Source organism: Geomicrobium sp. JCM 19055 (assembly GCF_000698185.1).
GTDB lineage: Bacteria > Bacillota > Bacilli > Bacillales > Marinococcaceae > Geomicrobium_A > Geomicrobium_A sediminis.
In genome coordinates, this window is record NZ_BAXL01000036.1 from 19,131 (window position 1) to 31,391 (window position 12,261).

Sequence of the window (12,261 nt, forward strand, 5' to 3'; positions counted from 1 at the left end):
TAGCATAGAAAAGATTCCTAACCTTTCATGTTAGGAATCTTTCATACCGTTACTCATATGTGTAAAATCCTTGACCGGACTTCTTACCGAGTCTCCCCGCCTTTACGTACTTCTCTAAGATCGGGCACGGACGATACTTTTCACCAAGCGCTCGGTGTAACGCATTCATATTTCGAAGACGGCTATCTAGACCGACAAGGTCCGCAAGTTCAAGTGGTCCCATCGGATGATTAAGACCGAGCTTGATTGCTTTATCAATATCTTCAGCTGATGCCACGCCTTCCATAAGCATGTTCATTGCTTCATTTCCGATGAGGCAGTTCATTCGACTCGTCACAAACCCAGGGAACTCATTGACGATGACCGTTTCTTTGCCTAACTCACGACCGATCACTTCAATCGTATTCACGGTTTCATCGGACGTGTCTAAGCCACGTATAATCTCAATTAACTTCATGCGATGAACTGGATTAAAGAAATGCATCGCAATCACTTTATCTGGCCGACTCGTATTCGCACCAATTTCCGTTGGGCTTAACGTCGATGTATTCGTTGCTAAAATCGCATGAGCTGGTGCATACTTATCCAACTCTTTGAAAACAGAGAGCTTCAAACTCATCTCTTCCAATACCGCTTCAATCACTACGTCAGCTGATTCGACTGCATGTTGTAACGAGCCATTGTACGTAATCGTCTGCAACCGTTCTCGTTCTTCTTCTTTTAAATAGCCACGTTCAACGCTTTTCGCTCCTAAGCGTTCAATTTCCACTTTGGCACGTTCAAGAGCATCTTCATACACATCGTAAAGTTGAACAGCAAACCCTTGTATGGCTGCGGTATAGGCAATGCCTCGCCCCATCGTTCCTGCTCCAATGACCGCAATCGTACTCATGTTAGTTCACTTCCTTTTTCAGTAACATTGCCATTCCTTGACCACCACCGACGCAAAGCGTAGACACACCGTACGTTTCATCAGAACGAATCATTTCATGTAACAATGAAATCGTAATTCTTGCACCTGTTGCACCGAGTGGATGACCTAGTGCAATTCCTCCACCGTTTCGATTTACATCTTCTTCTCGTATTCCTAATTCACGAATGACTGCAAGTGCTTGAGAAGCAAATGCCTCATTTAATTCCCATACACCAATGTCTTCTTTTTGTAACTTCGTACGAGCGAGTAGTTTCTGAACAGCAGGTACAGGACCAATTCCCATCACATTTGGTGACACACCAGCTGTTGCCCAGTCAACAACAGTTGCAAGTGGCTTTAACCCAAGTGCTTGTGCTTTGCCTCTCGTCATCAGCATCACTGCAGCTGCGCCGTCATTTCTTCCGCAAGCATTTCCTGCTGTCACACTGCCGTCTTTTTTTTAAATGCTGGCCGTAAGCTTGCTAATTTCTCTAGCGTCGTTTCTCTCGGATGCTCATCAACGTCAAACGTAAAGCTCCGCTTTCGTTCTTTCACTTCAATTGGAATAATCTCATCTTTGAAACGACCCGACTCAATCGCATCTTTGGCACGGCGTTGGCTTTCTAACGCAAACGCATCTTGGTCTTCTCGACTAACCTTGTATTGCTCAGCAACGTTCTCTGCCGTCATTCCCATGCCTAAGTCTTTGCCATACATTTCTTGTGGTTGCTGACCCGCTTCCAAATTTGAGTCTACAAGGTGAGGATTCCCTTCACCGTACCTAGAATTACGCAAATAAATCGGTGCCTGACTTAAGTTCTCTGTCCCTCCAGCTATAATGACTTCAGCTTGACCAAACGTAATCTGTTGAACTGCCGAACCGATCGCTTGCATCCCTGAAGCACAAAGACGATTTACAGTAAACGCAGTTGCTTCTTCCTGCACCCCTGCTCGAAGAGCTGCAACCCTTGCCACATTCGAAGATTCTGTCATTGGTCGCACTTCACCCATAATGACTTCATCAACGTTATGACTTTCAATTCCACCCTTCATAATAGCGCTTTCAATAACAGCAGAAGCTAAATGACCACTGTTCACTCCTTTAAGACTTCCACCTGCACGACCAATTGCAGTACGAACTGCTTGAACAATAACGACATCTTCACGTTTCATTTCATTCGCTCCTTCATCGACTTCTAGAGTTAGGGCATTACTGTCTACGTATTATGTAAATGGGATAAAGTGAAGTGACTTCCAGCTCTTTCAGATAGTGTGATTTATACGTATTTCATCATCACGTGACCTTCGCTTTTGAAGTGACTCTGCATCTTCTATCCTTTTTGTCATTCCAATATATCCGTAGCGAATACTACGGTTATATTGATTATAACAAAAAAAATGAAAGTTCTGAATTGATAACTTTCACTCTATAAAAAAGCGACTGCCTATTGACAGTCGCTTTTCATAATTACATAGGTTCAGCATAAATGACATAGCGTTCAGGCGCAGCGCCCAAAAGGTGAAATGGATAACATGTGGATAAGGTTAACACTTCCTCACCCATCTCTCGAATAATCGATTTGTCATCTTTGTCTACGATCGTATGCGAACGCATTTCATATTCAAACGTACCGTATGAAAGGTCAACGATAAATACGTCGCCGACTTCAAGCTCGCCAAAGTTCTTAAACACGGTATCCCGATGGCCTGACAGAAGAATTTGTTCCCCCTCAGACGGCCAAGCTGTAGACGTAAAATGCCCAACACCTTTCGCAAGCATTTCTTCTTCTGTCCCTTCAATAATCGGCAATGAGACGTCGAGCTTCGGAATAGTTAACACACCTACAGGCTCCCCAAGCTCAGGTTGGAATGCTTCCACCTTTTCTATCTCTTTTGACTCTCCTACCACTTCAGCAGCACGACTAATCGCTTGGTCAGTGCTCACTTTCGTTGTCATATAGTCGTACGTTGCAACACTCAGCAATACAACCCCAACGATGATGAACACAATACTGACTACTCGCCTCACGATTCTGGCGTTGATTTACGACGGAACCTCATCGCCACTCCTGCAAGTAATGCGAGTAACCCAGCAAAACCGACGTTGTACATATCAGTAGAAGTATCTGGAAGCTTTTCACCCGTTGTACTCGCTTTAGACGTATCACTTGATTTCTTCAGGACCGGCCCAGCCTCTTTTTCAACATGCTTTACTTGTGTTACTTCTTTCACTGGTGGTTTTTCAACTGGTGTCGTTGGTGTCACGGCACCACCTTCATTGCATTCTTCTTCAGGGATCTCGATCAACCATTCTTCATCGAAGTACCAATCAATTAATTCAATAATGTAAAAAAACCATTCATCACTAATGAGGTCGATCCAAATCCAGATCTCTTCTTCAGTTAATGAATCAAGGTAAGCGATCCACTTCTCTGCATCCGCTTCTGTAAATTCAGTTGGAACTGGTCCTGTCGGAATCCAAAATCCATATTCCACTTCAACAAATTCCCACTCACCATCAAACGGCGGTTTTGGTTTTGTTTGATCTTGATCTATTGGTGTTCCCGCTTCTACTTCGTCGTCTACGACTGGCGCTTCCTCAACGGGTTGTTCTTCTTCCACACTTGGCACGTCTTCAACCGGTTGCTCTTCTTCCACATCTGGTACTTCTTCAGTTGACTCTTCCGTGTTGCTCTCTTCCTCATCTACAACAGGTTCGTCTACTTCCGCTTCCTCGTCTAAGACAAGTGGCTCTTCTTGATCTGACTCAAGAACAATTTCTGTACCTTCACCTTCTTCAACTTCATGAACAAGTTCAACGTCAATGCCTTCTAGTGCGAATTCGACGTCGTTTTCTAAAACCGTTTCTTCAATGACGTTTGCCTCTTGCTCTACAGTTTCAGACTCTGCTTGTGCCAATCCATCTGTTACAGCAAATGTTGTTGCTGCAAGTGCCGACAACGCAATAACATTGCGCAAATGACGACTCTTACGCATCCTCCCCGTATGTAACCTACGTTTGTAATCCACACCGCGAAGACTGCTTCTTCTCATCTTCTTTTTCCTTCTTCCCATGAGTTAGTGGTACAGAAATGTAAAGCTGATCTTAGTATAATGATTTTCCATAAAAAGTCACTGCTTTTTTTGAAAAATAAAAAAAATACATTTTTATTAAGATGCCGGACGCTTCGCGACAAGGTTTGGACGTTTCACGACATCCACCATGTTACGAAGCGTCTTAATTGGACGTTTCATACGTACTACGACGCTTTATGACACAAAGCGTACCTTCTTAAACGAAACATACCGATAATCGAAATAGCCCCCGTATACTAAACGTAATCAAGATACTTCATCACTTAAGGAGTGAATTTACAATGGAACTTTTACAAGACTTTATTATAAATCTCATGGAAATGAATCCTCTCTTACAACACCTTGGGATTGCTCTCATCGGAGTCATTCCATTTCTAGAAGGATTTTTCGGATCATTTGTTGGGTCATTTATCGGTGTGTCAGCTGTAACATCTGCAATTGCGAGCTTCGTCGGGAACTGGATCTCTGTTATGCTTGTCATCATCCCGTTCAACGCACTGTTCACGTGGTTACGCAAACGTAATTCTGGTAAAAGTGGCGGATTTATTCAAGGACGTGCGAAAAAGGCACAAGAGACGTACGAAAAGTACGGTGTACCAGGTCTTGCAATTATTGCCCCTGCAATTGCATCTGGTCATATTGCGGCATTTATCTCCCTTGCTGCAGGCGCGGATAAGAAACGTGTGATCTTCTGGCATACAATCAGTATTCTTCTCTGGGTTATCGTCGGTGCTGCATTTGGTGGGTTTGTTGGAATCAGCTAAACACGGTAGAAGAACCACAAAGGGTCGGTCCCTTTGTGGTTTTTTTGTTTAAAACGTTGTTCATAGACGATATACTAAACGAGATAACGATTGGAGGCCTTAGCATGTACACGATAACAAACTTAGAAATCGTTCAACACGGTCACGTTGTGGTTCCTTCGTTTGATTTAACCGTGAACGAAGGGGATTTCGCAATCATTCATTGTAGTGCAAAACAAGGGAATGTCCTTCTTCATTACTTACATACTCAACGTCAAAATAAAGATCACATAACATTCAGTCAACAAAAACAGATCGGCTACTTTACGTTAGAAGACACCCTTTATGAACGACTTTCAGTGTTTGACAACCTCGCATTCTTTCATAACTTGTACAATTCAAAGACTGATTTAAATGAAATCTTATCCACTTGGGGACTTACATCGTTTCAATCGATGCGCTACTTAGATTTAGATGATTCCATTAAACGACGTGTATTAATTGCCCGGGCAATCGTTCATGAACCTTCCATTGTCATTTTAGAAAATCCATACATCGGTGTCGATCACGAGACGAAACAACTAATCTCAAACAATTTAATCCTTTATTCCAATCGTGCAAAAGCTGTGCTTCTCACATTATCTGATTACGATGTTGAACCTTTCAGCCTCGGTCGACAATATAAAATGACGAATACGACGCTTGTGGAACTCTCAAATGAGGAGGCTCTTCCTACTCCGTTTAAGAAGATTGCAGCGAAGCAAGCAGAAAAGACATTACTTTTTAATCCTGAGGAAATCGATTATATCGAAGCGATTGATGGAGAATGTTTGCTTTATGTGAACGAACAGTCTTACGTTTCTCCGTTTACACTGCAAGCACTTGAGCAACAGTTAGTACCGTTCGGCTTCTTTCGAACACACCGCTCATATCTCGTCAATTTACAGCGAGTTCGAGAAGTTATGCAGTGGACGAGAAATAGTTACACCGTTGTTATTGCAAAATACCCGGATGGCGTTCCCCTTGCAAAAAGCAAATTGCCTTTACTTTATGAAACGCTCGGGATCGCCCTGTAATTTCACGTTCAATTGTGCACCATTCGCATTGCTCTACGCACTACTCACCATAAACTTAATGCTAGTCAATTCATCTTCCCTCAAACTGAACGTGAAGATGATGGTATGAATGCAATCATTGAATTTGAAGATGTACACAAGCAATTCAAAGCGAAAAAGGCACTCACAGACGTGAACTTCTCGATTAGAAAAGGAGAAATATTTGGCCTCGTCGGTCCTAGCGGTGTAGGAAAAACAACGTCGATTAAGTTACTCACCGACCAATTAAAGCCAAGCGAAGGTACCATCCGTGTATTCGGTAAAAGTGTCACAGGAAATCATACTCAATTGCTTAGTAAAATGGGCATTCTTAGTGATCAGAGCGTGCTCTACGAACGATTGAGTTTGTATGACAACTTACGTTTTCTAGCTTCTCTATATGATCGACCCGTGAGTACCATTGAAGACGTTTTGGAACACGTCGGATTAGCCTCATCGAGAAAGACCACCTACAAACATTTATCAAAAGGGATGAAGCAACGAGCGAATCTAGCGGCAGCGCTCATTCATGCTCCCGAAATCTTAATACTCGATGAGCACTGCTTCCCTTGACCCCAGTGCAAAAGCAAATGTTCATGCGTTTTTACGTCAACTCAATGAACAAGGCTCAACCATTTTTCTAACGTCTCACGATATGAACGAAATTGAATCGCTCTGTGACCGTGTGGCATTTATGATTGACGGTACAATTTATCTTTGTGACGAACCTGCTCAAATCCGTAGCACGTACGCTGCACCGACAGTTACGGTGACATTTGCTGATGGGAACGTTGAGACGTTCAACAATAGTTACACGGGAATGACGTCACTTCGAAGCGCCATTGAAAGTCGTAAAGTACAATCAATCCACAGTGACGAACCTTCATTAACGGACATCTTTTTAGACGTAACAGGGAGGAAATTTGCATGAGCCTATCGATGAAAAGAATTTTTGCAATTGTACGTAAAGATCGTAAAGACTCGATGAAAAGCGCGAATATCGTCCCTGTGTTGCTAATTCCTATTGGGATGGCTCTAATGTTTGCTTACGTGATGCCAAGTGATCTAGACATGATGTTTGAGATGTACGTTGGTGTAATCTTGCTAAACCTTTTATTTATCTCTGGAGTTGTCCCCGCCAACTCTCTTGCGGAAGAAAAAGAGAAAGGGACACTACGGATGTTGCTTTATACGCCAACGAGCATTGCTGAACTATTAATCGGTAAAAACATTCACTATTTTTGTTTATCACTCATTGGGGTGCTTCTAAGTTTACTCATTTTACAAATTCCAATATCGTGGGGTTATTTCCTCGTTGCAGTAATTCCTGTTGCATTTTTTTGCATTGTATTATCTTCAACGGTAGGACTCCTCGCGAACAATAATGGACAAATCATGATCACACTATTTCCAATTATCATGGGTATGTATTTTATTTCATCGATGGCTGATCTGTACAATGTAGCCTCATCTATACAATTAAGCGCTTGTTACCGATCGAAATCTTTTACGATGCCTTTTACGTTGGTTATTACGGTGGTTCATTCCCCTGGTTTAGTTTAGTGGTGACGCTCTGCTGGATTACCGTTATTAGTATTATTTTTGCAGTCGTATATCGAAAACAGCGTTACACATAATCATCTACTATTTCCTAGGAAATAATTTAACGTTGTAGGCTAGATTTAATAGTTAAACGTATAAAAGAAAGGGAAAATTCCCTTTGCTTTTATACACTTAATTTCCTGCATATACCTTCATCGCATCACGCATCCACTCGGCTAAGCCTGGTCGAAATTGATCAATGTTTTGTTGAAAACGCTCATCACTAACGTACATTTCGCCAAGACCTGCGAATGCTTCTTTTGAATACTTGCCAATTCGATTCAAGTAGTTGTACCACTTCTCAATCGCCACTTGTGCTTCTTCCGACGCTGGGTTGTGTTCCATCGTCTGTGCTAACTCACGGTAAATATCATTCATTTCTTCTTGAAGCGCTTGTTCATTTCCTTTGATCTTCGCTTTGCCTTCATCTACAGCATGATCACCGTACAACTCTCTTGCTTCAGCTTCATACGAATCACTTTCACTAAATTTAAACCCTTTAAAATGACGTTCTTCGGTCATATCAAGATCCCCTTCTCGCTCCTCAAGTGTCCCATCAATCATCTCAATCATTCCTTGAATGTGCGTAACACGGTCGGTTAACAATCGTTTTTGCATACGCAACGCATCACTCGCGAATAAGATGGATCACTCATGAGGGATTTTATTTGTTTCAGAGGGAAGCCAAGCTCTCGAAAGAAAAGAATTTCTTGTAAATGCATTAAGTCTTTTTGTGAATAGAGGCGATATCCCGCTTCTGTCGTACTCTCCGGTGTTAACAAACCGATGTGATCATAATGATGAAGTGTGCGCACACTAACACCGGTTAGCTTTGAAACTTCCTTTACTTGAAGCATTGCATTCCCTCCTTCACATTTGACGATAAGGGCTGACGTAACGTTAGAGTCAACAATGATTTTAAAATTTAATTTACCTCTGCATAAGAGCCAAAGAACAATGTTGCACCTGTTGGCTCATGTTCAATTAGAAAATAAAATGGTCGATCGGCGGTAAAAGAGACTGGTGATGTTATCGATGCACTTGTTTCCATAACAGATACAGCAGTCACCGCAGCTGCTTCTGTGCCTTTTTCATCGATTTCAATGATTGCTCTATGGATAACATCATCTATCGAATAATTACTTCCACTACCTTCAAACATGTTATTTTCCATATAATTAAAGATTGTTTCCATACCTAAATGTTTCAATGTATCGTTTAAATTATATTCATTGTCTAGTTCAATCGTTGGGATTCGCACATCCACTTCTTTCGTTGACCAATCGCTACTACTCATAATGTTAGGGATTGCGTGTAAAACATCTGTAAACACTCCCTCGCCTGGCAACACAATAGTCATCGACGTCTCTTCATCTGCATACGGAAGTCGGACCGCTTGATAATGTTCACCCTCGACATAGCTAAAATCATCAACTCGGTTCATCCATTCAACAACTGCTTTTGATCCATCAAGATTTGTAAACTTCTCATTAGATTCTTCTAGTAACGTGAACGGATCTTGCCAATTCCCATAGAAATACGTCGCATTAACGAGCAGTGCCACGATTTCCTCAGATAATTCATCTTCAAATATGCGATTGATTTTACCGCTGGTTTTATCCTTCACCCAATCGTTAATTTTTTTAACCCCTGTTAATTCCCGTGCTTCTCCATAGAACGTGTCCTCAATCTTGGTGGCGTAAGACTCAAGGAACGTTACATGTTCTTTCGCCCAAATTGAATTTGCAATGCCAATCTCAACGTCTCGGTCCATGGACAAGTAGGTTAACCAGTCATGAATTTTTCTATTTTCTTCTTCACGGTCGACATCATCTAACTGGAGCGCTTTATAGATTTCCTGTTCACTGTCACCACTCGTCCCATTTGCGACCATCATTAAACTTAAGTAAATACTAAACGGCGACAAAATATGATTGCTTCATCTTCGTGTTCTATTAATTGCACCGCTAACTCAAGTTGCCGATCTTGCTCCAGCGATTCTTCCAGATTTGCGTTTGCTTGTTCGCTTGATTGTACGCCACACCCAGTCAATCCTGCCATTAAACACACACCTCCGACACTCGTCCACCACTTCATCAGACAACTCCCCTTTATCTTACTATTCGTTCTTCTAGTCAAAAGCGTTACAATGAGAGTATGGAGGGGGACAACATGTATAAATCATATGGTGAATTATCAACAGCTGTTTACGAAAAAAACAAAACCAATTGGCAGTTCCATTAATGGTGACATTCCATATTACATCTCACGCTTACAACATGTCACTTCACCGATTCTAGAACCTGCTTCTGGTACTGGACGTATGCTATTCCCACTGATCGATGCAGGGTTTACAGTCGTCGGTGTCGATACGTCTAAAGAAATGCTAGATCTTTGCAAAGCGTATGCTACGAAAAACGGCTATGATCCTACGTTAATTCAAGATGACGTGACAACGGTTCAGTTGCATCAAAAATTCGGTGCAATCGTCTTACCAACTGGCTCCTTTTCGCTACTCACGTCTCGTGAACAAGCCAAAAACGCATTGGTGAACTTTTATCATCATCTAGAAGAAGACGGAAAACTCATTATAGACATTATTGCACCTGGTCCAATTGAAGATGATCATACGGTTTCTCATTTCCACCTTTCTGAAGATACAGGAATCCGGATGACAAGTACGCTGCTATCAAACAATTGGATTGAGCAAACATTTACGAAAGAAATTGTGTATGAGAAATGGACGAATGGCGAAAAAAACCGACACGGAGTTACAAACGCTTGCGATACGATGGTATGGTGTAGAGGAATTTCGAAGCTTTTTGAGCGAGGTGGGATTCATAGACATCGTCGTTTCAAGCGACTACACTTATCAACAACCCGCCCATAATAACGCAACTTCCATTACGTTCGAAGCGAAAAAAATAATCATTCACCCTGTGAATAAGTGTATAACCTAGGCGACTTATGCACATATTCACGATGTTGTTAACATTCCCACAACTAGAATCTTCTGTTAACAATTATTTATCCACAATAAATCCCCCATAACGGGGGATTTTCTTTTTATGGATTTGTCGCCCAAAGACCTGCAGTTTTAACAAACACACGAGGATGTAGCTTCAGTTGAGCAACGATCAACTCTGCTAGATCTTCAGGTTGCATTGCTTTTTCTGGATTGCCATCTGTTAGACCATTATCGACCGCTAGATCAGTAGCTACTGTACTTGGCGTTAACGCAGAAACACGAACATTATGCTTTCTTACTTCAAGCATGAGTGATTCCGTTAAACCCATCACTGCATATTTCGATGCACTATATGCACTCGTTACAGGCGCACCTTTTGTACCTGCTGTGGATGAGATGTTAATAATGTCACCCGCTTTTTGTTCAATCATTGCAGGTAGTGCAAGTCTCGTTGCGTTATACACACCGTTGAGATTTACATTAATAATTTCTTGGAACTCGTCAGGTGAAAGCTCTAAGAAGCCACCAAATTTACCAATACCCGCATTGTTAATAAGAATATCAATCGTTCCTAAATCACTCGTGATGTGATTGAACGCTTCTTCCATCTCGCTCAGATTGCTCACGTATGCAGTAGCAGCACTTACGTTTACATCATACTGCTCGAGCTCTTTTGCGACGTTTTCAAGGTTTTCCATCGTACGTCCAATGAGGCCTACATGAATGCCTTCTTTAGCAAATGCAATTGCCGTTGAACGACCGATTCCACGGCCAGCACCTGTAATCACTGCCGTTTTACCTGTTAATTGTTGCATCAAACTCACTCCCTATGTCTTTAATCGAACACTCATTATACGATGCACTGGTGAAAATGTCTCGTCCTACGCTTATTGCGGGTCCGTTGCCCAAAGCTCTGAATGTTTCACGAACATACGCGGATGTAACTTTAATTTCGACACAATCACATCAGCTACGTCTTCTGCTTGCATAAAGTGCTCCGCTTCCTCATCCGTTAAACGGTTTTTCCCGCCACCAAAATCAGTAATAACCCGGCTAGGACTTAGGCTTTGGACCCGAATCTTATGCTTACGCATCTCTTTCATTAACGATTCTGTAAGTCCATGCAACGCAAACTTCGTAGCACTGTACGCACTTGATCCTTCCGTACCGCGTAAACCTGATGTGGACGAGATGTTAATAATATCCCCGTTACGTCGTTCAATCATGTGTGGCAATACTGCCTGCGTGACACGTAGCACCCCTTTGACGTTTACTTCATAAACATTGTCCCAATCGTCTTCTGTTAAATCCATGAATTTGCCGTACGCGCCAATACCCGCATTGTTAATTAAAATATCAACCGTACCAAACGTTTGTAACACTTCTTGGATTGCTGACTGAACAGTTGACGCATCTTTTACATCCATTTGAATGGCAAGCGACTGAACGCCGTAAGCATCAACCTCTTTTTGCACACTTTGTAGATTCTCAACCGTTTTCCCTAACAGCGCAACGTTCACACCTTCACGTGCGAGCGCAAGAGCAGTCGACCTGCCGATCCCACGACCCGCACCTGTAATCACCGCATACTTTCCATTAATCGTTTGCATAAAACAGCAACCTCCTTCTCTTTGTGACCATGGTAATGTAACTTACTAGGCATGTCCATTTATTGAAACTAGCAGCTTTGAGCTTGCACCACGTGGCTTCGCTCTTGCACCACCCTGCCTCGCTCTTGCACCACGCTGCCTCGCTCTTGCTACACGCTTCCTCGCTCTTGCACCACCCTGCCTCGCTCTTGCACCATACTACCTCGCTCTTGCTACACCCCAGCCTCCGCTTGCT

The 12,261-nt window shown here is 42.4% G+C and carries 15 protein-coding genes and 1 pseudogene; 6 read left to right on the top strand and 10 right to left on the bottom strand.

What is annotated here, in order from left to right; genetic code table 11:
- Nucleotides 1-49 precede the first annotated feature (49 nt).
- The 5 genes from JCM19055_RS21770 to JCM19055_RS21785 all read right to left on the bottom strand — a co-directional run bounded on the left by JCM19055_RS21770 (nucleotide 50) and on the right by JCM19055_RS21785 (nucleotide 3,910).
- The gene (locus tag JCM19055_RS21770) at nucleotides 50-892 is read right to left on the bottom strand and encodes a 3-hydroxyacyl-CoA dehydrogenase family protein (protein ID WP_042361335.1); all 843 of its coding nucleotides are present in this window, start codon (nucleotides 890-892) and stop codon (nucleotides 50-52) included.
- A gap of 1 nt (nucleotide 893) precedes the next feature.
- The gene (locus JCM19055_RS32520) at nucleotides 894-1,358 is read right to left on the bottom strand and encodes a thiolase family protein (protein WP_370543277.1); all 465 of its coding nucleotides are present in this window, start codon (nucleotides 1,356-1,358) and stop codon (nucleotides 894-896) included.
- Complete coding sequence (locus JCM19055_RS32525) at nucleotides 1,355-2,086, bottom strand: beta-ketoacyl synthase N-terminal-like domain-containing protein (RefSeq protein WP_370543278.1); 732 nt, start codon at nucleotides 2,084-2,086, stop codon at nucleotides 1,355-1,357. The genes JCM19055_RS32520 and JCM19055_RS32525 overlap by 4 nt, the downstream gene beginning before the upstream one ends.
- Before the next feature lie 295 nt (nucleotides 2,087-2,381).
- Nucleotides 2,382-2,921 carry a class D sortase gene (locus JCM19055_RS21780; protein ID WP_265182466.1) on the bottom strand — a complete coding sequence of 180 codons (540 nt, stop codon included), beginning with the start codon at nucleotides 2,919-2,921 and terminating at the stop codon, nucleotides 2,382-2,384.
- Nucleotides 2,922-2,938: 17 nt separating this feature from the next.
- A complete protein-coding gene (locus JCM19055_RS21785) occupies nucleotides 2,939-3,910 on the bottom strand; it encodes an LPXTG cell wall anchor domain-containing protein (RefSeq protein ID WP_042361337.1) in 972 nt (323 codons plus the stop codon).
- Nucleotides 3,911-4,290: 380 nt separating this feature from the next.
- Here JCM19055_RS21785 and JCM19055_RS21790 point away from each other — a divergent pair, with 380 nt between their 5' ends.
- The 5 genes from JCM19055_RS21790 (at nucleotide 4,291) to JCM19055_RS21805 (ending at nucleotide 7,409) form a co-directional block, all read left to right on the top strand.
- On the top strand, nucleotides 4,291-4,773 hold the full coding sequence (locus JCM19055_RS21790) for a small multi-drug export protein (RefSeq protein WP_042361338.1): 483 nt from the start codon (nucleotides 4,291-4,293) through the stop codon (nucleotides 4,771-4,773).
- A gap of 104 nt (nucleotides 4,774-4,877) precedes the next feature.
- The gene (locus JCM19055_RS21795) at nucleotides 4,878-5,828 is read left to right on the top strand and encodes a LytTR family transcriptional regulator DNA-binding domain-containing protein (RefSeq protein WP_042361339.1); all 951 of its coding nucleotides are present in this window, start codon (nucleotides 4,878-4,880) and stop codon (nucleotides 5,826-5,828) included.
- A gap of 105 nt (nucleotides 5,829-5,933) precedes the next feature.
- Nucleotides 5,934-6,419, top strand: a complete 486-nt coding sequence (locus JCM19055_RS30810; RefSeq protein WP_265182467.1) for an ABC transporter ATP-binding protein — start codon at nucleotides 5,934-5,936, stop codon at nucleotides 6,417-6,419.
- Nucleotides 6,400-6,777, top strand: coding sequence for a hypothetical protein (locus JCM19055_RS30815; protein WP_265182468.1), 378 nt, complete (start codon nucleotides 6,400-6,402; stop codon nucleotides 6,775-6,777). Before JCM19055_RS30810 ends, JCM19055_RS30815 begins: the two co-directional genes overlap by 20 nt.
- Nucleotides 6,774-7,409: an ABC transporter permease gene (locus tag JCM19055_RS21805; RefSeq protein WP_042361341.1), complete on the top strand. Its 636-nt coding sequence runs from the start codon at nucleotides 6,774-6,776 to the stop codon at nucleotides 7,407-7,409. The genes JCM19055_RS30815 and JCM19055_RS21805 overlap by 4 nt, the downstream gene beginning before the upstream one ends.
- Before the next feature lie 171 nt (nucleotides 7,410-7,580).
- On the opposite strand, the pseudogene JCM19055_RS21810 reads toward JCM19055_RS21805, so the two are convergent.
- From JCM19055_RS21810 to JCM19055_RS27790, 3 genes and pseudogenes are all read right to left on the bottom strand, one after another.
- Nucleotides 7,581-8,305: pseudogene (locus tag JCM19055_RS21810) on the bottom strand (MerR family transcriptional regulator).
- Between the two features lie 68 nt (nucleotides 8,306-8,373).
- Nucleotides 8,374-9,375 (bottom strand): serpin family protein, encoded by a 1,002-nt coding sequence (locus JCM19055_RS21815; RefSeq protein WP_042361343.1) that lies wholly within the window; start codon nucleotides 9,373-9,375, stop codon nucleotides 8,374-8,376.
- Entirely contained in the window at nucleotides 9,351-9,545 is a 195-nt protein-coding gene (locus tag JCM19055_RS27790; protein WP_042361345.1) for a hypothetical protein, read from the bottom strand. The genes JCM19055_RS21815 and JCM19055_RS27790 overlap by 25 nt, the downstream gene beginning before the upstream one ends.
- Nucleotides 9,546-9,636: 91 nt before the next feature.
- On the opposite strand from JCM19055_RS27790, the gene JCM19055_RS21825 reads away from it, so the two are divergent.
- Nucleotides 9,637-10,338, top strand: a complete 702-nt coding sequence (locus tag JCM19055_RS21825; protein WP_265182469.1) for a class I SAM-dependent methyltransferase — start codon at nucleotides 9,637-9,639, stop codon at nucleotides 10,336-10,338.
- A 176-nt stretch (nucleotides 10,339-10,514) separates the two neighbouring features.
- Here JCM19055_RS21825 and JCM19055_RS21830 read toward each other — a convergent pair whose 3' ends face one another.
- Together JCM19055_RS21830 and JCM19055_RS21835 are read right to left on the bottom strand one after the other, a co-directional pair.
- Complete coding sequence (locus JCM19055_RS21830) at nucleotides 10,515-11,231, bottom strand: 3-ketoacyl-ACP reductase (protein WP_042361346.1); 717 nt, start codon at nucleotides 11,229-11,231, stop codon at nucleotides 10,515-10,517.
- Between the two features lie 72 nt (nucleotides 11,232-11,303).
- Nucleotides 11,304-12,026, bottom strand: a complete 723-nt coding sequence (locus tag JCM19055_RS21835; RefSeq protein WP_042361348.1) for a 3-ketoacyl-ACP reductase — start codon at nucleotides 12,024-12,026, stop codon at nucleotides 11,304-11,306.
- Nucleotides 12,027-12,261: the final 235 nt, after the last annotated feature.